Consider the following 17,967-nt stretch of genomic DNA (forward strand, 5'->3'; position numbering starts at 1 on the left):
ACATGCCAGCCGAAGACGACATTGTAATTCCCGGGGTTCCGTCCAGCGAGCCGCCGGCGCTCGAGGAGTCCACCACTCCGCGGGAGCCGTTGCCGCCAAAGCCCGACCAGCGCGGCCCCGAGGCCGTGTCCCCCACCGGCAGCCCTACCGGCGCGCCGGCCACAGCGCGCGCCCAGTCGGGCCAGTACCTGACCACGGCCCAGGGCCTCCGGCTGCAGGATACGGACCATTCCCTGAAGGCCGGCGCGCGGGGCCCCATCCTGCTGCAGGACCACCACCTGCGCGAAAAGATCACCCACTTTGACCACGAGCGGATCCCGGAGCGCGTTGTCCATGCGCGCGGAGCGGGCGCCCACGGCGTGTTCCGGTCCTACGGGACGGCTTCGAAGGTCACGCGCGCCGGTTTCCTTGCCGCGGACGTCGAAACGCCCGTGTTTGTTCGGTTCTCCACCGTGCTCGGCTCCCGGGGGTCCGCGGACGCGGTGCGTGACACCCGCGGTTTCTCCACGAAGTTCTACACGGATGAGGGCACCTACGACCTGGTGGGGAACAACATTCCGGTGTTCTTCATCCAGGACGGCATCAAGTTCCCGGACGTGGTCCACGCCGCCAAGCCCCATCCGGACCGGGAGATCCCGCAGGCCCAGAGCGCGCATGACACGTTTTGGGACTTCGTGTCGCTCCACACAGAGGCGCAGGCGCACACCATGTGGAACATGTCCGACCGCGGCATCCCCCGCTCCTACCGGACCATGGAGGGCTTCGGCGTCCATACCTTCCGCCTTGTCAACGCTGCAGGCGACACCACCCTGGTGAAGTTCCACTGGAAGCCGAAGCAGGGCGTGCACTCCCTGGTGTGGGAGGAAGCCCAGATCATCAACGGCATGGACCCGGACTTCCACCGGCGCGATCTGGCGGACGCCATCGAGGCCGGCGCCTACCCGGAATGGGAACTGGGCATCCAGACCTTCCCGGACACGGAAGACCAGATGTTCGAAGGCATCGACCTGCTGGACCCCACCAAGTTCATCCCGGAGGAACTGGCCCCGGTGCAGCCCATCGGGCTCATGACGCTCAACGCGAACCCCACCAACTTCTTCGCTGAGACCGAGCAGGTGGCGTTCCACCCGGGCCACCTGGTGCCGGGCATCGACGTCACCAATGATCCCCTGCTGCAGGTGCGGCTGTTCTCCTACCTGGACACCCAGATCTCGCGCCTGGGCGGGCCCAACTTCGCGCAGATTCCCATCAACCGGCCGCACGCCCCGGTCAACGATATGCTCCGGGACGGCATGCACCAGACGGCGGACCATGCAGGAGTTGCGCCCTACCGGCCCAATTCGCTGGACGGCGGCTGCCCGTTCCTGGCCGGGCAGGACGTGGGGGCGTTCGTGGACGTGCCGGAGGCGGTTGCGGAATCCATCAAGGAACGGCGCAACCCGGCCTCCTTCGATGACCACTTCAGCCAGGCCCGGTTGTTCTTCCGCAGCCTGAGCGCCGTGGAGCAGGACCATGTGATCCAGGCGTACACGTTCGAGCTCGGCAAGTGCTACGAAAGCGCGGTCCGCGAACGCCAGCTCCAGGCCCTGGCCAACATCGACGCCGCACTGTGCGCCGCCGTCGCAGCCGGCCTGGGCATGCCCGCGCCGGAGGCCACCGAGCAGGTCGCGGACCGCGACCCCAGCCCGGCAGTGTCCCAGGTGGGCGAAACCTGGCCGGTTGCCGGCCGCGTGGTGGGCATCATTGCCGATTCCTCCAGCGACCTGGCCGAGGTGGAGGCCGCCCGCAAAGCGCTCGACGGCGAGGGCATGGTCCCGCTGGTCATCGCACCAACCGGGGGCGTGCTTTCCTCCGACGGGCTTTCGGTGACGGTCCAACGGACCTTCCTCACTGCACGGTCCACCGAGTTCGACGCGCTGATCGTGGCCGGAGGCAAGCAGCCCGGGCCCGACGCCTCCGCCGGGCGCGACGCCAAGGCCGGGGAGCCGGTTAACGCCCCCGATCCGCGGGTCGCCCTCATGCTCTCCGAGGCGTACCGCCACGCCAAGGCCATTGGCGTGTGGGGCTCCGGTTCAGCAGTTCTTGAGGCGATCGGCATCCAGCAGGAAACGGTTGGCGTTGCTGCCGGCAGCGATGCAGCCTCGGTGACCGCCGAGGTTTCCAGGCTGCTCGCCGCGCACCGCGCCTGGGACCGGTTCCCGGCCACCGGGGCGGCCGTCTCCGTGGAGCAGTAGGCCGCGCTCACCGCTTCATCCGCCGCTTTTATCGCTGGGGGCCCGCGTCACACTTGATGCGGGCCCCCCGCGTTTCCCGCTGTGAAGCGCCGGGTGACGGTTGGCAAAACCACCCGTTTCGCAATTCCTACTTCCGGGTAATGTGGACCCAGAATGTACACCCTCACCATCAACCAGACGGACAGCCGGCGCGACGGCGACCAGGTGCCGCAGCTGCTCAAGGCGCTGCGGCACATTCCCGCGCGCCTGGACTTCGACCGGTCGGTGGAGGACGAGGTCCAGGGGATTGTCGAGTGCCCGCATCAGACGGTGGACGCCGCCCTCATCGCTCTTCGCAGCGGGCACTGGTACGTGGGCATTGGCGCCGGACCGGTGGACGAGCCGCTCCCCAACCAAATCAAGGACGCATCCGGACACGGGCTGGTCTATGCGCGCCGTGCCGTGGACCGGCTCCGCAGGAGCAAGGAGCGGGTGCCGGTTGCGGTGGAGGGGCCGCTGGTTGATGTTGCCCATGACGCCGAAGCCATCCTGCGGCTGCTGGGCCACATCGTGCGGGACCGCTCAGGCGCGGAATGGCGCGTGCTGGACCTGTTGACCCCTGGAGTCCGAGGCCAGCAGAAGGCCGTGGCGCAGGAACTGGGCATCACTACCCAGGCCGTCAGCAAAGCGGTGGCACGGGCGCAGTGGAATGAAGAACATGCTGCCCGGCCAGCAGCTGCCCGGCTGCTGGCGCTGATCCTCGCGGTGGACTGACCGCCGCAGCCGCGTCCCGCCGTCGTCCGTTACCTTCGCGGCCCTGGGCCTAGCTCCCGGTGGCCGCCATGACCAGCTCGCCGTTGAAGTACTCCAGCTTCCAGCCGTCCACCGCGTGGTGGTGCGCCAGGTTGAGTGCCGCGTTGTCCACGCTTGCCAGGGTCTGTCCGATGGCGCGGCTGAGGCTGACCCGCAGCAGGGTCCCGTGGGTGACCACCAGGAGCCGCTGCCCCCGGAACTCCTCCGCCAGGGCTTCCAGCGCCGCGAGGCCACGGCCGGCGGCCTCTTCTTCGCTCTCCGCACCCTTGAACCCGCCGGGCACGCGAAGCGCGTCCAGTTCGGGGCCTGCCTGCATCCCCTCGGCCGGGCCGAAACTGCGCTCGGTGAGTTCCGGGACGCGGCGGGACACTTTGAGCCCGAGCCCTTCGGCGATGAGGTCTGCCGTTTCAGCGGCGCGGCTCAGCGGCGAGGAGACGATGGCGTCCCATTCGTAAGGGGCAAGGACGGCGACGGCGTCCCGCGCCTGGCCGCGTCCGACGTCGTTCAGGGGGATGTCCGTCGCACCCTGCAGCCGGCGCTCGGCGTTCCAGTCGGTCTGGCCATGGCGGACGAGGGCGAACGTCGTAAGGGTCATGCCCCTATTCTGCCTTGACTGCGGGCCCGTACTGGAATCGCGGCAGCGGGCTACGCCGTGGGTGCCTTAGAGGAGGCTGCGCAGCACGTGGGCGGCGCCGTCGTCGTGCACTGAGTGGGTGACCTCGTTGGCTGCGGCGACCACTTCTGCGGGGGCCTGCCCCATGGCCACGCCGCGCCCAGCCCAGGTGAGCATCTCGATGTCGTTCCGGCCATCGCCCACCGCAACCGTGAGGTGCTGCTCGACACCAAGCCGGACCCGGAGGTTTTCCAGAGCGCTGGCCTTGGTCACCCCTGCTGCGGCGATGTCCAGCCACGCGGTCCAGCCCACGGAGTAGGTCACTCCCGCGAGGCCCACGTGGTTGATGGCTTCGGTGAACTCCTCCGGAGTGTTCTCGGTGCTGAACACCACCACGCGGACTGCGGTGGACTCCAGCATGGTGTGGAAGTCAACGCCCACCGCCTCCACGCCAAAGCTGGCATCCTGGAACCGCTCGGTGGACAGGAAGTTCCCGTCGGCATCCTCCAGCGCGTACTTGGCGGACGGGAGGCGTTCCCGGAGTGCACGCAGGGCCGGGGCCGGATCAAACGTGGCCTTGTGGATCACCTCGTAGCCGTTTTCCAGTTCCGGGTGGAGCCGGAGGGTCACCCCGCCGTTGCAGCAGACGGCATACCCGCGCTCGATGCCGATTTTTTCGATGATGGGAAGCGTGGCATTCAGGGAACGGCCGGTGGCGATCATCACCTCGTGCCCGGCGGCCACCACGGCCTGCGCCGCTTCCCGCACTCCGGGGGACATGTGGCCGTCATGGTTCACCAAGGTGCCGTCCACGTCCAGTGCGACCATGAATTTCTGGTCAATTGCGGCGAACTCGATGTGGTTCAGGGAGTTGTTCTCGTTGTTCTCTCGCCGGTCATCGTTGCCGGCGACTGAGGTTTCAGTCAACGTTGTCATCCACATAGTGAACCAGACGTCACTGACAGGCGCTAGGACGCGGGCCACAGGTTTATTGAACTGTTGATTAACACGGCGGGTTTCCACAGCCGTCCGAAATCGTCAGTCCGAACCGTGTTCGCACATCCGCCCCTTCAGAGTTCTGATTCGCGAACAAGCCTCTGCCCCTCGGGCAAAGGTACCTCCGAGCCCGGGCGGAGTCCGGCCGCCAGAAGCTTCCACCTCAGCCGGCTGGGGTCCGTCAGATCGGCCCACCGCCACCTCACGAAGCCGTGCCCGAGCGCGCGAATCCGGTCCTCGCGGAGCTTTTCCCGGTACACCGCCTCCTCCGCGGTGTAGCCGCCGCGAAGGCCGTCCTGCACATACTTGCCCTTACCGTCGAACTCCCCGACCACACGCTGCCGAGGCCACCAGAAGTCGCTCCTGCCGATAAAGCCTGCACGGTCACTGAAGACGTGCTGGAGTACAGGCTGCTCGAACCCCAGAAGCACAAACACGGCCCGGCTGTAGGACTCCCCTACCGATTCCGACAGTGGGCTGGCGAGGGCAGCAACCATCTCCGCCCGGCTCCGGGCCGCTGCGGAAGGAAGAGCGGCTATGCCGGCTGCCATTCCTGAGACCGAAAACAACGACCCGCCTGGTCCCAGAATGCCGTCCGTTACGAGTCTGCGGGCCGCTCCATCCGCAAGCACCAGCGCCTGGTCCAACTTCGCTGAGCCAAGTACGTCCACTGTCGTGCGGATGAGCCCGGAACAAAGGAACTCCCCATGCCGGACAGGTTCAAACCGCGGCACGAGCCGGTACCTGAGCGAATAGGATCGCGTCTTGCGCACCTCCTGCGCGGTTCCGTCCCCACCCAGGACCAACAGGGGCGACTTACGGACACCGCTGCGGCCGGGGAGGTCTGTGGCCAGCTCAACGCAGGGCGGCGTGCCGAGCGTGGGCAACCCGCTGGCAACGGCTGCCGTTTGCCCGCACAGCTCTGCACCCTTGACCGACCGGGCGATCGCCGTCGTAGTCCACGCAAAGCGCTGCGAGGGGCGCGCCTGCAGCCAGTCCTCGGTGCGCACGTAGAAGCCACGCCGGATCCGGACGAGCTGCCCTGCCTTGAAGGAACGGTGGATAGCGTCGGTGGTGACTCCCGTACGGAGGACGGCGGCAGTATCGATCAGTCCGGGCGGTATCTCCATTCCCACAGCCTGCAGCCCGGGCGCCCGCGAAAGCTCCCGTAAACACGCCTATGTGGATAGCCTCTGGGATGGGCCCAGAAGACTCCTGAACCTGTTCGCGGATCAGAACCATGAAGGTTCGGATCCGCGAACAAGCCTATGAAAGGGGAGCCCCTACAGAACCGGAAGGACCTCGAGGCCGCCCAGGTACTTCTGCAGCGCCTTAGGCACGTTGACCGAGCCGTCCGGATTCTGGTGGTGCTCCAGCAGGGCCACGATCCAGCGGGTGGTGGCCAGCGTGCCGTTCAGCGTGGCCACGGCGCGGGTGCCCTTGGAAACGCCCTCCGCGTTGACGATTCGTTCGCGGATGTTCAGGCGGCGCGCCTGGAACGTGGTGCAGTTGGAGGTGGAGGTCAGCTCGCGGTATGCGCCCTGTGTGGGGACCCAGGCTTCGCAGTCGTACTTGCGGGCCGCGGACATGCCCAGGTCGCCGGCGGCGGTGTCAATCACCCGGTACGGCAGCTCGCACTTGGCCAGCATCTCCTCTTCCCAGGCCAGCAGGCGCTGGTGCTCGGCGGCGGCTTCCTCAACGGTGGTGTAGATGAACATCTCCACCTTGTTGAACTGGTGCACGCGGATGATGCCGCGGGTGTCCTTGCCGTGCGAACCGGCCTCGCGGCGGTAGCAGGAGCTCTGGCCGGCGTAGCGGATGGGGCCAGCCGAGAAGTCCAGGATCTCGTCGGCGTGGTACCCGGCCAGCGCCACCTCGGAGGTGCCCACAAGGTAAAGGTCGTCTTCGGCGAGACGGTAGATCTCGGCGTCGTGCTTTACATCGAAGCCGGTGCCCTGCATCGTCTCGGGGCGCACCAGGGTGGGCGTGATCATGGGCACGAAACCGGCTTCGATGGCCTGGTCCATGGCCATCTGCAGCAGCGCCATCTCCAGCCGCGCACCCACGCCCCGGAGGAAGTAGAAGCGGGCGCCGGAAACCTTGGCGCCTCGTTCCATGTCGATGGCGCCAATCAGCTCGCCGATCTCCAGGTGGTCGCGCGGCTCGAAATCCGGGAACTCGCGCGGCGTGCCGACGGTCTTGACCACCACGTAGTCGTCCTCGCCGCCCTCGGGAACGCCGTCCTCCACCAGGTTGGGGATGGTGCGCAGCAGTTCTTCCTGCTTGGCCTGCGCGGCATCGGCCTCAGCGGAGGCTGCCTTAACGGAGTTGGCCAGCTCCTTGACCTCGGCCAGCAGGGCCTGCTTCTCCTCGCCCTTGGCCTTCGCCACCTTCTTGCCGAACACGTTCTGTTCGGCCCGAAGGTTCTCAAAGCGGAGCAGGGCCTCGCGGCGGGCGGAATTCGCGGAGATGATCGCGTCCACCACTGATTCGTCCGCGCCGCGGGCGCGCTGGCTGGCACGGTACTTGTCCGGGTTTTCGCTGAGGTCTTTTACGTCGATCACCAGACAAGGGTATCCAATTCACTGCACGACGGCGGGCGGCCGGCTCCGTGCACCCTCCCGCCGCCCGCCGGGCTACTGTTGAAACACCATGAGCGACTGGATTCTCTACCTGCTGATTGCGGTGGCGCTTGCCTTCGCCACCTCCAGCTGGTGGGGGGTGCGGCGCCTCAAGGCCCTGCACGTGCGCAGTACCGTGGCCGGCGAAGCCTACGACTCCGGGCTGGCGCAGCAGCGGGTGGCCGTTGTCCTGAACCCCATCAAGTCGCGGGCCGAGCAAGCCCGGGAGATGATCCACAGGGCCTGCCTGGCCGCCGGCTGGGATGAACCGGTCTTCTTTGAGACGACGGCTGAGGACCCCGGCTTCTCCCAGATGCAGGCCGCGCTGGCAGGAAAGCCCGACGTCGTCCTGGTGGGCGGCGGGGACGGGACGGTACGCGTCGTGGCTGAGGCCCTCGCCCGCACCGATGTTGCCATGGGCCTGATTCCCTTGGGCACCGGAAATTTGCTGGCACGGAACGTGGACCTGGACGTGAATGACCTGCACGGCAACGTCCAGACAGCGCTTTTCGGCCGCCAGCGGTACATCGATACGGCCCGGATGGCCATTGAAAACTCCCGCACGGGCCACTACTCGGAGCACGTCTTCCTGGTCATCGCGGGAATCGGCATGGATGCGGAGGTCCTGGCCGACACCAACGCGGGGCTGAAGAAGGCCGTGGGCTGGCTGGCCTACACCGAGGCCGGCGTACGCCACCTCCCCGGTCGGCGGAAGAAGGTATCCATCGGCCTGGACGGGAGTCCCGAGCAGATCCGGAACATCCGCAGCGTGCTGTTCGCCAACTGCGGCCTGGTACCCGGCGGCATCGATTTCATCCCGCAGGCCATGATCGACGACGGCATGCTGGACGTGGTGGTGATGAGCCCGCGCAGCGCGCTCGGCTGGCTGCTGATGTACGTAAAAATCATGTTCAAGCACAGCGGCAAGCTGCCCATCATGACCGTGTACCGGTCAACGAAGGTGGTCATCAAGTGCCCCGAGCCCATGCCCACACAGCTCGACGGCGACACGTCGGGGGAAGCAACACAGCTTACGGTTCAGGTGGCGCCCCGGTCACTCCTGGTCCGGGTCAAGGGGCAGGTACCGGGCATCGCGGGAGCCGCGCGCTAACGCGCGGCCAACAAGTGCCGACAACGGCAACGAGTGGCGAAGGCTGTGGTGACAGGGTGCCGGAATCCGGTCGTGGTCAGGACCGGTCTTCCTTGTCCGCGGCAGCTCCTGGCTCAGCCGCAGCGTGCTGGGCTTCCTTGGCAGCGGCATGCGCTTCGGACTGCTCCCGGATCATTGCCTGCTCCTCTTCGAAGCGAAGGCGGTCGGCGCGGTCTGCGTCGTCCCCGTCCCAGTCCTGGTTATCTCCCGTCGGCTTGGGGTTGACGATCATCCCCTGGCCGTCGTTGTCGGTGCTGCTGCTGGTCATGACCCGCTCCCTTCGTCTGGGGCCATACCCCTTGTGGATCAGGCAAGCATACGCATTGTCCACAGCCCGCGGAAGTACTTCCAAAGGCATTTACCTACGCTTTTGGCGAAGCACCGGAACCGCTTTCACCTGCGGCGGATTTCAGGGTGAGTATCGATTCGACCCACGCTTTGGCCGCCGAGAATGCATCGTCGGAGGTATGGGCCGGGACCGCAGTGGCTTGCCCATCCGCCCTGGGGTACGAGCCCAAAAACCGGGTTCCCGAACTGATGCGGTGCAGCCCGGCGAGCGCATCGGCCACCCGGGCTTCGAAGGCGTGGCCGTCCGCGTCAATGCTGAAGAAGTAGTGGCCCAGGTACTGCCCTGTAGGCCGGGATTCAATCCGGCTGAGGTTGACACCGCGGCTGGCGAATTGGTCCAGGATCTCCATGAGTGCGCCTGGACGGTCCTCCGGAAGCGGCACTACAACGGTCGTCTTGTCCGCTCCGGTACGTGCCGGCAGTGCACCAGGCCGACCGACCAGGATAAAGCGCGTCACCGCGCCCGGGTTGTCGCCGATATTCTCCGCCAGGACCGACAGCCCGGCGTGCTCCCGTGCAACGAGCGGGGCACAGATAGCTGCATCGTAGTGGCAGTCCTGCTCCAGCAATCCCAGTGCCGCGGCGGCGGTTGACGAACCGGGCACGTATTCCGCGCCGGGTATGTTCCTGTCCATCCACTGCCGGCACTGCGCCCAGGCGTGGCCGTGGGTCGACACCCGCCGCACGTCCTCGAGCCGCACTCCTGGCCTGGCCACCAGCACGAAGCTGATGGGAACCAGGACCTCGCGGACAATGCGCAGTTCCTGGCCAATGGCAATGGCGTCCAGGGTGGCAGTGACGCCGCCCTCCACCGAGTTCTCGATGGGTACCATGGCGGCATCGGCCCAACCGTCGCGCACGCTGTCAAGGGCGGCATTGACGTTGGATGCCGGGACCCTGACCGCCTGACGTGCGTCAGGTACCTGCAGGAGGGCGGCTTCGGTGAAGGTGCCCTCCGGTCCAAGGAAGGCGTAGGTCAGGGGACTGCCGGGCACTAAAGGACCAGCGGCTTAAGTCCGTTATCCGAGACCAGGGGTTTGCCGGATTCCAGCCACTGGTCCATCCCGCCTGAGACGTTGATGGCCGTGTAGCCCTGGCCGGTGAGCCACTGGGCGACGCGGAAGGACCGCCCGCCGGTGCGGCAAATGACGTAGAGGTCCTCGTCCGGATCAAGTTCATTGAGCCGGGCGGGGATCTGGTCCATGGGGATATGGAGTGCGCCGTCGGCGTGCCCGGCGACCCACTCGTAGTCCTCCCGGACGTCCAGGATCACGGCGTCAGCGGGGATGTCATGGACGGGGACGGTATCGAAATCGCTCATCGGAGTCCTGTCTTGGCGGATCAGAGTTCGGTTTAAGCCTAGCCCTTCCACCCCTTTCCGCCTTGAACAAGCAGGAAAAGCCGCGGGTTAGGCTGGTGGAACCCAAGGAGGTTTCCATGTCCCACAAGATCGCCACCCTGACCGGGGCACTAGCACGCCCCGGCGCGAACGTGGAACGGGCGGCCTGGACAGGAACGGTCCCCGCGGTCCCGTGACTGAACTCCACGAACTTCCGGCGCTGGCCCTGCGGGACCTCCTGCGACATGGAACAGTGTCCGCAGTGGACGCCGCCGCCCATTTCCTGGCACGGATTGAACAGCAGAACCCCCTTCTGGGCGCCTTCATCACCGTGATCGCAGAACAAGCCCTGGACGAGGCCAGAACGGCGGATGAACTGCGCTCCCGCTCCGGGGACGCCGTGGACCTTCCACTCCTGCATGGCATGCCGTTGGCTTTCAAGGACCTTACGGACGTAGCGGGCGTCGTTACCACGCACGGCAGCGCTGCCCTGGAACACAAACCTGCCCCCGCGGACAGCCCGCTGGTGTCCATCTTTAGGGACGCCGGCGCGATCACGCTGGGCAAGACGCAGGTGCCCGAATTTGGACTGACTGCATACAGCGAAAACCGCATCGCACCGCCGTCGCGCAATCCCCACGCTCCCAGCCGGAGTTCCGGCGGCTCCTCCGGCGGCAGCGCCGCGGCGGTGGCGGCAGGCCTGCTGCCTTTCGCCCCGGGAACCGACGGCGGCGGGTCGGTCAGGATTCCGGCCGCCGCATGCGGCCTGGTGGGGTTGAAGCCGGGCCGGAGCCTCGTGACGGCCGGAGAAAGCGCGGGCGATCCCGCCCGGCTGGTGGTGCCCGGCCCCCTCGCCCGGACCTCAGAGGACGCAGCACTGATGATGGACGTCCTGGCGCCGGGGCATGCCTACCTCCGGGAGCTGAAGCAGGAACCGCCACGGCTGAGGATTGGCGTCACGCTGGACAGCCCGTGGGCGGGCACTTTCCCCTTCACACCGGAACAAGAGTCCCTGGACGCGCTCCGTGCGGGCGTTGCCCTCCTGGAGGATGCAGGCCATGTTCTTGGCGATGCCGCTATCCGCTACGACAACCGCTACCCGGATGCCTTCACCACGGCCTGGACTGCGGGAGTGGGTGCCGCCAGGATCAGTCCCACCCGGGAAGCGCTGCTGGCGCCCCTGACCCGGACCTTCAGGCGGCGCGCCCAACAGCGCAGCGCGGCAAAGCTCGCCGAGGCGCTGGCATTCCTGCGGCGATTCCAACACGACACCCTGGCGCAGTACGGACAGTGGGACCTGATGTTGATGCCGGCATTGGCGCAGACGCCGCGGCCCGTGGGCTGGTTCACCGGCACGGCCCACGGCAGCGACCGGTGGCCGGCCGCCGCGTGGACCGGGGATGCCGACGGCGACTACCGGAAGCAGTGCGAATACGCGCCGTGGTCCTCCATGGTGAACGTGTGCGGGCTGCCGGCCATCACCATTCCCGTGCACTGGACGGGAGGAACCGCCTGCCGCGGGCTGCCCATGGGCATCCAACTGGTGGGTCCGATGGAATCGGAAGGCCTCCTGCTGCAGGTGGCACACCAGCTGGGCTACTAGGAAGGCCCCTCCGGATGGCTGGCCATCCGGAGCCCAACCCACCCGTGTTCTCGTTGACTTGAACCTAAACGTCCGCTTAACCCGCTGGTAACCCCCGCGGCGCACACTGGATAGAGCATCTTGAGCACCCTCCACCAGCCCACCGCCCGATGAGGAGTTGCCCCACAATGAACGCTGAACAAGCTGCGGCGAGCGCCGCACCCATGCAGACGGCCGACGACGAACGGCCGGACCTGAGCAACTCCAACGTCAGGGAGGACCTGGCCATGGCCGGCCGTTGCGCCCTGGTCCACCTGCCGACCGGCCGGACCTGCCTCCTCCCGCTCCGCCACCAGGGCCCCTGCGAGTTCCACCGACCGCAGGAGGCGCAGGACGTAGTGCGCGGGGGCAGCTGACAGACACATCCCTGCCTGCCTGCCGAAGCTTGCATCAACGGCATATCGACTCCCGCGCCAAGCAGGAGGACGATTAAAGGGCAGTCACCAAGAGGAGGTCTGTGATGTGCTACGCATCGAGCAAGGACTTCGGGTGGGGCGCAAGGAAGGAAACCAAGCGTCGCCCTGAAGCGGAACCGGAAACCCCCGCGGAAACTTCCGAGGAACCGGTCAAGGCACAGGACTTCACGTTCTGGGCCTTCCCCAAGTGGCGCAGGACGCCTGCGCCGCCCGCCCCCTCCGGCGAACGGAGCAGGGAGAGGGTCTGACCTTCCGGCCAGCCCCCGGGCAAAAGTCAAAGGAGGGATCCCCGCCTGGGGGTCCCTCCGCTGCGACGGCGCCTTTCCGCAGCCTGTTCCCCCTGCAGCCGCACCCCATGAGTTGGCGTCCCGGTCGTTGTGCTTCGGCAAGACTGGCGTCTATGGTTGAACGATAAGCATGCTTAGCATTCTGGGAAAGGGAACGATCATGAGTACAGGACGGTACACACCGGGACCGGACCACCGGCCGGAAACGGAAACCAACACGGCGCCGTTGGATGCGGCACAGGCCTCGAATGATCGCGCAGCCAGCTACGGCAACGCGCCGTCCTACTCGTCGGGAGGGCCGGAAACACCCGCCACGGGAGCTGCCCCGACCCCCTCGGCCGGCGTCACCCCGGAGCGCAAAGTCACCCGGGCCGGAGTTATCTGGGCAGCAGTGGTGGCCGCCTTGGTGCTCCTGATCCTGCTGATCATCTTTATCCTGCAGAACCAGGAGCTGGTCCTGGTGAAGTTCCTGGGCTTCGAGGGCTCCGTCCCGCTGGGCATGGCACTGTTCATCGCCGCAGTGACCGGCGGCGTCCTGGTGGCCGCGGCAGGCGGCGCGCGCATCCTGCAGCTCCGCAGGAACACCCACCGGTCCAGGGTGCAGCAGCGGAGGTAGGCGGCTCCGCCAGAACTGGCCGCCGCGGGAAAGCCCGCAGCACTGGACAAGGGGGTTCGATGGGCAAGGTAGTTGTGGTCAACCACGTAACGCTCGACGGCGTCATGCAGGGCCCCGGCCGCGTGGACGAGGATACCCGGGGCGGATTCAGCCGCGGCGGCTGGGCGCTTCCCTATGCAGACCAGTCCACCGTCCAGAAGATGGGCGAAAGAATGGGCCCGGACCCGGCCTTCCTGTTCGGGCGGCGCACGTACGGGCAGTTGCTCGAGTCCTGGAACACCCAGGGCGGCCCTTTCAAGGACGCGTTGAACAACACGCCCAAGTTCGTCGCTTCACGGAACCCGGAAACAAGGCTCAAGTGGCCCAACTCCACCCTCCTGCACGGAGACGTCTCCGCCGCAGTGCAGGAACTCAGGGCGGGCTCCAGTGCGAACCTGGTGATCATGGGCAGCGGGGAGCTGATCCGCTCCCTGATGGCTGCGGACCAGATCGATGAGTACTTGCTCATGATCAATCCGGTGGTGCTGGGCAGCGGCCACCAGCTTTTCGCCGGCGGCAGCCACGCTGCGCTGCGGCTCGTTGAGGCGGACCACACGCCCACCGGCATCCTCATGGCCCTCTACACTCCGGACCGGCGGTAGCCGGGCGTCAGCGCGAGCCCAGGTTGGCGAATTTGTGGGCCCGGGACGCCACCAGTTCTGCGACCGGAACCCCCGCAACGGAAGCCAGTTCGTACTCAATGGCCTGCGCCATCCGGCTGCAGAACCCGCGCGGCTCCAAAGAGGCATCACCGCGTTCATCCACGATGTGGTCCACCAGTCCGTTCGCGTACAAAGCAGCGACATTCACACCCTGCGCCTGCGCCATGGCCGGCGCGAACGCGGTGGTGCGGTGAACGATGGCGCTGGCGCCCTCCGGCGGCAGCGGTGAGAGCCAGCTGTGCTGGGCGGCGATGGTCCGGTCGGCGGGTAGCAGGGCCAGGGCCCCTCCCCCGGCGCCCTGGCCCAGCAGCACCGAAACCGACGGCGATTCCAGCCCGATCAGTTCGTGCAGCGAGCGCGCGATCTCCCCCGCAAGCCCGCCTTCCTCCGCCTCCTGCGACAGGGCGGCGCCGGCGGTGTCGATGACGGTGAGCAGGGGCAAACGCAGCTCCTCCGCCAGCTTCATCCCCCGGCGGGCCTCCCGCAGCGAACCGGGCCCCATGCCGGCGGCGTCCTTCCGCAGCGGCCGCGCGTGCCCCAACACAATGCAGGACTGGCCGCCAAAGCGCGCGAGGGCCAGCAGCAGCCCGGGGTCCTTCTCCCCCTGCCCGGTCCCGTTCAGGGGCAGCGCGTCGCTGGCGCCGAATCTCAGCAGCTGGCGAAGGTCGGGCCGCCGGGGGCGCCGGGAGATCTGGATGGACGTCCAGGCGTCAACGGTTGAGGGCCGGATGTTCAGCGTTTCGGGCGGAGCGGGAAGCAGCCGTTCGGTCACGGGCGCCGGCGGGGAGAGCATGTCCAGCGCCCGGCCCACCAGGTCTGCCAGGTCGCCGGGTTCCACGACGCCGTCGATCAGTCCCTTGTGGAAGAGGTTCTCCGCCACCTGCACGTTCTCCGGGAACGGTTCGCCGTACAGCGCCTCATAGACACGCGGGCCGAGGAAGCCCAGCAGCGCGCCGGGCTCGGCCACGTTGATGTGCCCCAGGGACCCCCAGGACGCCATGACACCGCCGGTGGTGGGGTGCCGCAGGTACACCAGGTAGGGAAGCCCCGCCTGCCGGTGCGCCCGGACGGCGCCGGTGATCTTCACCATCGACAGGAACGCGAGCGTCCCTTCCTGCATGCGGGTACCCCCGGAGGCAGGACCGGCCAGCAGCGGCAGGCCCTCCGCGGTGGCGCGCTCGACGGCGGCGACGATCCTTTGTGCCGCGGCGTGGCCGATCGACCCGGCCAGGAAGGAGAATTCGCTGACGATCAGCGCCACCCGGCGGCCACGGATGAGTCCGGCACCGGTGATCACCGACTCGTCGGCGCCGCTGCGTTCGCGGGCCTTGGCAAGGTCGCGGGCGTACTCTTCGGACAGCACCGGCTGTTCCGGCTCCGTGTCCCAGGAGACGAACGATCCCGGGTCCACCACGGTCTCCAGCAGTTCGGTGGCGTTCATGTGCCGCACCTTCTCCGCGGTCGCCATGCTACTTGGGACCGGGAGCCGCAGGGGCGCCGGCAGTGGTGAGGCCCAGCCACTCCCGGATCGCCGGGCCGTCCTCGTTGAGCAGCGGCGGCGCGTCATGCTTCTTCACCGTGGTTTCGGCGGCGTCTCCGGGGGCGAAGAACCGCAGCGGCGGGCCGGGCAGGCTCACCTTTCCGAGCAGCGGATGCTCGACGTCCACCACGAGCCCCTGGGACGCCACCTGCTCCCAGGCGTACACCTCATCCAGTGAGCGGACCTTCCCTGCCGGGATCCCGGCGTCGTTCAGTTTTTGCAGCAGTTCCTCCGCGCCGTACGCGGCAAAGGCACGTTCGACGGCGGCAATCACCTCCGCCCGGTTCCGCACCCTGTCGGCGTTGCTGACAAAGCCCGGGGCAGCCGGGTCCAGGCCAAAGGCGGCGGCGAAGGACTGCCACAACTTTTCACTGCCGACGCTGATCTGCACGCTGCCGTCCTTGCAGTTGAACAGGCCGTAGGGGGCGATGGACGGGTGGTGGTTGCCCTGGGCCTGCGGAACTTCACCGGCAACAGTGGCCCGGGTCCCCTGGAAGGCGTGGACCCCGATCAGGGAAGCGAGCAGCGACGTGCGCACCACCTTGCCCTGGCCGGTCCGGTTCCGTTCCACCAGGGCGGCCAGCACGCCGAACGCACCGTTCATGCCGGAAAGCAGGTCGGCGATGGGGACACCCACCCGCTGCGGATCATCCGGCCCGGAGCCGGTGAGGGACATGAGCCCGGCTTCGCCCTGAAGGATCTGGTCGTAGCCGCTGCGCTGGGATTCCGGTCCGTCGTGGCCGAAGCCGGTGATGGACAGGATCACCAGCCGCGGGTTGAGCTCATGCATCGCGGCGGTGGAGAAGCCCAGCCGGTCCATGACGCCGGGCCGGAAGTTCTCAATCACCACATCGGCCCGCTCCAGCAGCCCGCGGAGCACCGCCTGGCCGTCACCGCTCTTCAGGTCCAGGGTGATGGATTCTTTGTTGCGGTTGCAGGACATGAAATAGGTGGACTGCAGGTCGTCCTCCGGACCCACGAAAGGCGGGCCCCAGCCGCGGGTGTCATCCCCCGTCCCCGGGTTTTCCACCTTGATGACGCGGGCGCCGAGGTCCGCCAGCATCATGCCGGCGTGCGGTCCGGCCAGTGCCCGGCTGAGGTCGACGACGGTGTGCCCGGCCAGGGGGCCTTGGCGGTTCTCGGTGCTCATGGTCTGGGTTTCCTTTCTAAAAACGGGCGGCGTTGGAGTGCGATGGCTGCTAGAGCCAGCCGGGGACCACCAGCGCCAGCCACGCCAGGACGGGTCCGGCCACGATGACGATTCCGCTGTAGCCGAGGATCCGCTTGTAGAACTGGTCCTTGTCAACGCCTTCCGGGGCGTTGGCGAGCACCAGGGCGCCGTTGGTGGAGAACGGCGAGACGTCCACGATCGTGGCGGAGACGGCGAGTGCACAGATGACGCCGACGGCGCCGATCTCGCCGGTGGACAAGAACGGAACGGCGAGCGGGATGAGCGCTGCCAGGATGGCGGTGGAGGAGGCAAAGGCGGATACCACGGCGCCGATGAAGCAGATGATCAGGGCTGCCAGCAGCGGCATTCCCAATCCGGCCACGCCGCTGGAGACGAATTTGATGGTGCCGGCTTCTTCAAGGACGCCGACGAAGGTCAGCATGCCACAGATCAGCAGCACGGTGGACCAGCTGATCTTGTTGATGGCGCCCTTCTGGGCGGCAGGCGAGACCAGGGCGAGCACGATGGCGATGGTGATGGACACGAAGCCAACGTCCATCTTGAAGCCAAGGGCCACGACGGCCAGCACAACCAGGCCGGCGATGGTGACCAGCTGCGGGATCCGGTCCTTGCGCTCCTTGGTGGCCTCCACGCCGTCGCCCGCGGGGTCACGGGGACCGTACATGCCGGAGCCGAAGCCCTTGAAGGGCACGTCCCCGTCGGCTGCCTTGGCGCCAACGCTGACGGCCATGCGTGCTTCGGCTGCCTGCTCCACGAAGTGCCCCACCTTGGAGGACAGGAGGTTCCTGCCGCCCAGGACCACGAACAGCACCACGGCGATGACCAGGTTGAAGATGAAGCTTGAGAGGAAGAGCGCAGTGGGGCTGAAGGCGAGGTCGGTCTTGGCCAGGATGCCGTTGACCGTGACGCCGTAGACCGCGATGGGCGAGAAGCCGCCGGCCTGGGCGCCATGGATCACCATCATGCCCATCAGCAGCGGGCTGATCTTGTACTTGCCCGCAAAGCTCAGCGCGATGGGGGCAATGATGGCGACGGCGGCGGGAGAGAGTGCGCCCACGGCAGTGATGACGGCGGTGATGGCGAACATCACCCACGGGATGAGGGCGACGCGGCTGCCCACCAGCTTCACCGCGCCGCGGACCAGCAGGTCGATGGTGCCGTTGTTCTGCGCGATGGCGAACAGGTAGGTGACGCCGACGATGGTCAGGAAGAGGCCCCCCGGGAAGTTGGCCAGGATCTCGTTGGTGGACATGCCCAGCACCACGGCGCCGAGCAGGAAGGCGCCCACGAAGGCGAGCGCGCCCATGTTGAGGGGCAGGACGGTGGCGAGCAGGAACATCGCCGCCAGGATGATGATGGATAAGACAGGAGCGGACATCGTAGGTCCTCCGTTGGGGGAGCGAAAGTGTGACGTGAGTTACTGGCTCACTGGACTAGCCTCTTAGACAGTGAGTCTATCTGTCAATACAGCGAGCAGGTA

General features: G+C 67.2%; 18 protein-coding genes. 8 read left to right on the forward strand and 10 right to left on the reverse strand.

Going from position 1 to position 17,967, the window contains the following annotated elements:
* The first annotated feature begins 2 nt into the window (after window positions 1–2).
* Both QF031_RS19140 and QF031_RS19145 read left to right on the forward strand, forming a co-directional pair.
* Entirely contained in the window at window positions 3–2,234 is a 2,232-nt protein-coding gene (locus QF031_RS19140; protein WP_307431878.1) for a catalase, read from the forward strand.
* Window positions 2,235–2,387: 153 nt separating this feature from the next.
* The gene (locus QF031_RS19145; RefSeq protein ID WP_307431881.1) at window positions 2,388–2,987 is read left to right on the forward strand and encodes a hypothetical protein; all 600 of its coding nucleotides are present in this window, start codon (window positions 2,388–2,390) and stop codon (window positions 2,985–2,987) included.
* A gap of 49 nt (window positions 2,988–3,036) precedes the next feature.
* Here QF031_RS19145 and QF031_RS19150 read toward each other — a convergent pair whose 3' ends face one another.
* From QF031_RS19150 to serS, 4 genes are all read right to left on the reverse strand, one after another.
* Window positions 3,037–3,621: a histidine phosphatase family protein gene (locus QF031_RS19150; RefSeq protein WP_307431884.1), complete on the reverse strand. Its 585-nt coding sequence runs from the start codon at window positions 3,619–3,621 to the stop codon at window positions 3,037–3,039.
* 66 nt (window positions 3,622–3,687) lie between these two features.
* Window positions 3,688–4,575 (reverse strand): HAD family hydrolase, encoded by an 888-nt coding sequence (locus QF031_RS19155; RefSeq protein WP_307431887.1) that lies wholly within the window; start codon window positions 4,573–4,575, stop codon window positions 3,688–3,690.
* 134 nt (window positions 4,576–4,709) lie between these two features.
* Window positions 4,710–5,765 (reverse strand): type IV toxin-antitoxin system AbiEi family antitoxin domain-containing protein, encoded by a 1,056-nt coding sequence (locus tag QF031_RS19160; RefSeq protein ID WP_307431889.1) that lies wholly within the window; start codon window positions 5,763–5,765, stop codon window positions 4,710–4,712.
* 153 nt (window positions 5,766–5,918) lie between these two features.
* The gene (gene serS / locus QF031_RS19165) at window positions 5,919–7,199 is read right to left on the reverse strand and encodes a serine--tRNA ligase (protein ID WP_307431893.1); all 1,281 of its coding nucleotides are present in this window, start codon (window positions 7,197–7,199) and stop codon (window positions 5,919–5,921) included.
* An 88-nt stretch (window positions 7,200–7,287) separates the two neighbouring features.
* Here serS and QF031_RS19170 point away from each other — a divergent pair, with 88 nt between their 5' ends.
* Window positions 7,288–8,367 carry a diacylglycerol/lipid kinase family protein gene (locus QF031_RS19170; protein WP_307431896.1) on the forward strand — a complete coding sequence of 360 codons (1,080 nt, stop codon included), beginning with the start codon at window positions 7,288–7,290 and terminating at the stop codon, window positions 8,365–8,367.
* Window positions 8,368–8,443: 76 nt separating this feature from the next.
* Here QF031_RS19170 and QF031_RS19175 read toward each other — a convergent pair whose 3' ends face one another.
* The 3 genes from QF031_RS19175 to QF031_RS19185 all read right to left on the reverse strand — a co-directional run bounded on the left by QF031_RS19175 (window position 8,444) and on the right by QF031_RS19185 (window position 10,075).
* Window positions 8,444–8,674 (reverse strand): hypothetical protein, encoded by a 231-nt coding sequence (locus tag QF031_RS19175; RefSeq protein ID WP_307431899.1) that lies wholly within the window; start codon window positions 8,672–8,674, stop codon window positions 8,444–8,446.
* 94 nt (window positions 8,675–8,768) lie between these two features.
* On the reverse strand, window positions 8,769–9,749 hold the full coding sequence (gene pheA, locus QF031_RS19180) for a prephenate dehydratase (RefSeq protein ID WP_307431902.1): 981 nt from the start codon (window positions 9,747–9,749) through the stop codon (window positions 8,769–8,771).
* Window positions 9,749–10,075 (reverse strand): rhodanese-like domain-containing protein, encoded by a 327-nt coding sequence (locus QF031_RS19185; protein ID WP_307431905.1) that lies wholly within the window; start codon window positions 10,073–10,075, stop codon window positions 9,749–9,751. The genes pheA and QF031_RS19185 overlap by 1 nt, the downstream gene beginning before the upstream one ends.
* A 211-nt stretch (window positions 10,076–10,286) precedes the next feature.
* On the opposite strand from QF031_RS19185, the gene QF031_RS19190 reads away from it, so the two are divergent.
* The 5 genes from QF031_RS19190 (at window position 10,287) to QF031_RS19210 (ending at window position 13,695) form a co-directional block, all read left to right on the forward strand.
* Entirely contained in the window at window positions 10,287–11,696 is a 1,410-nt protein-coding gene (locus QF031_RS19190; protein WP_307431908.1) for an amidase, read from the forward strand.
* 167 nt (window positions 11,697–11,863) lie between these two features.
* A complete protein-coding gene (locus QF031_RS19195) occupies window positions 11,864–12,091 on the forward strand; it encodes a hypothetical protein (protein ID WP_307431910.1) in 228 nt (75 codons plus the stop codon).
* 104 nt (window positions 12,092–12,195) lie between these two features.
* The gene (locus QF031_RS19200) at window positions 12,196–12,399 is read left to right on the forward strand and encodes a hypothetical protein (RefSeq protein ID WP_307431913.1); all 204 of its coding nucleotides are present in this window, start codon (window positions 12,196–12,198) and stop codon (window positions 12,397–12,399) included.
* 199 nt (window positions 12,400–12,598) lie between these two features.
* Complete coding sequence (locus QF031_RS19205) at window positions 12,599–13,054, forward strand: LapA family protein (RefSeq protein ID WP_307431916.1); 456 nt, start codon at window positions 12,599–12,601, stop codon at window positions 13,052–13,054.
* A gap of 59 nt (window positions 13,055–13,113) precedes the next feature.
* Window positions 13,114–13,695 (forward strand): dihydrofolate reductase family protein, encoded by a 582-nt coding sequence (locus QF031_RS19210; RefSeq protein WP_307431920.1) that lies wholly within the window; start codon window positions 13,114–13,116, stop codon window positions 13,693–13,695.
* Window positions 13,696–13,702: 7 nt separating this feature from the next.
* Here the strand turns inward: QF031_RS19210 and QF031_RS19215 are convergent, their stop codons facing one another.
* The 3 genes from QF031_RS19215 to QF031_RS19225 are packed head-to-tail and all read right to left on the reverse strand — an operon-like array spanning window position 13,703 to window position 17,865.
* Window positions 13,703–15,223 carry a carboxyl transferase domain-containing protein gene (locus tag QF031_RS19215; RefSeq protein WP_307431923.1) on the reverse strand — a complete coding sequence of 507 codons (1,521 nt, stop codon included), beginning with the start codon at window positions 15,221–15,223 and terminating at the stop codon, window positions 13,703–13,705.
* Window position 15,224: 1 nt separating this feature from the next.
* The gene (locus QF031_RS19220) at window positions 15,225–16,445 is read right to left on the reverse strand and encodes a CaiB/BaiF CoA transferase family protein (RefSeq protein ID WP_307431927.1); all 1,221 of its coding nucleotides are present in this window, start codon (window positions 16,443–16,445) and stop codon (window positions 15,225–15,227) included.
* A gap of 49 nt (window positions 16,446–16,494) precedes the next feature.
* Window positions 16,495–17,865: an SLC13 family permease gene (locus QF031_RS19225; protein ID WP_307431929.1), complete on the reverse strand. Its 1,371-nt coding sequence runs from the start codon at window positions 17,863–17,865 to the stop codon at window positions 16,495–16,497.
* Between the last annotated feature and the right edge of the window lie 102 nt (window positions 17,866–17,967).

Origin of the sequence: Pseudarthrobacter defluvii, assembly GCF_030816725.1 — a bacterium.
GTDB classification, from domain to species: domain Bacteria; phylum Actinomycetota; class Actinomycetes; order Actinomycetales; family Micrococcaceae; genus Arthrobacter; species Arthrobacter defluvii_A.

What these genes read in the sequence shown, in the direction of transcription:
- QF031_RS19140 (WP_307431878.1), top strand. Translation starts at nt 3, where the DNA reads ATGCCAGCCGAAGACGACATTGTAATTCCCGGGGTTCCGTCCAGCGAG.
- QF031_RS19145 (WP_307431881.1), top strand. Translation starts at nt 2,388, where the DNA reads ATGTACACCCTCACCATCAACCAGACGGACAGCCGGCGCGACGGCGAC.
- QF031_RS19150 (WP_307431884.1), bottom strand. Translation starts at nt 3,621, where the DNA reads ATGACCCTTACGACGTTCGCCCTCGTCCGCCATGGCCAGACCGACTGG.
- QF031_RS19155 (WP_307431887.1), bottom strand. Translation starts at nt 4,575, where the DNA reads ATGACAACGTTGACTGAAACCTCAGTCGCCGGCAACGATGACCGGCGA.
- QF031_RS19160 (WP_307431889.1), bottom strand. Translation starts at nt 5,765, where the DNA reads ATGGAGATACCGCCCGGACTGATCGATACTGCCGCCGTCCTCCGTACG.
- QF031_RS19170 (WP_307431896.1), top strand. Translation starts at nt 7,288, where the DNA reads ATGAGCGACTGGATTCTCTACCTGCTGATTGCGGTGGCGCTTGCCTTC.
- QF031_RS19175 (WP_307431899.1), bottom strand. Translation starts at nt 8,674, where the DNA reads ATGACCAGCAGCAGCACCGACAACGACGGCCAGGGGATGATCGTCAAC.
- QF031_RS19185 (WP_307431905.1), bottom strand. Translation starts at nt 10,075, where the DNA reads ATGAGCGATTTCGATACCGTCCCCGTCCATGACATCCCCGCTGACGCC.
- QF031_RS19195 (WP_307431910.1), top strand. Translation starts at nt 11,864, where the DNA reads ATGAACGCTGAACAAGCTGCGGCGAGCGCCGCACCCATGCAGACGGCC.
- QF031_RS19200 (WP_307431913.1), top strand. Translation starts at nt 12,196, where the DNA reads ATGTGCTACGCATCGAGCAAGGACTTCGGGTGGGGCGCAAGGAAGGAA.
- QF031_RS19205 (WP_307431916.1), top strand. Translation starts at nt 12,599, where the DNA reads ATGAGTACAGGACGGTACACACCGGGACCGGACCACCGGCCGGAAACG.
- QF031_RS19210 (WP_307431920.1), top strand. Translation starts at nt 13,114, where the DNA reads ATGGGCAAGGTAGTTGTGGTCAACCACGTAACGCTCGACGGCGTCATG.
- QF031_RS19215 (WP_307431923.1), bottom strand. Translation starts at nt 15,223, where the DNA reads ATGGCGACCGCGGAGAAGGTGCGGCACATGAACGCCACCGAACTGCTG.
- QF031_RS19220 (WP_307431927.1), bottom strand. Translation starts at nt 16,445, where the DNA reads ATGAGCACCGAGAACCGCCAAGGCCCCCTGGCCGGGCACACCGTCGTC.
- QF031_RS19225 (WP_307431929.1), bottom strand. Translation starts at nt 17,865, where the DNA reads ATGTCCGCTCCTGTCTTATCCATCATCATCCTGGCGGCGATGTTCCTG.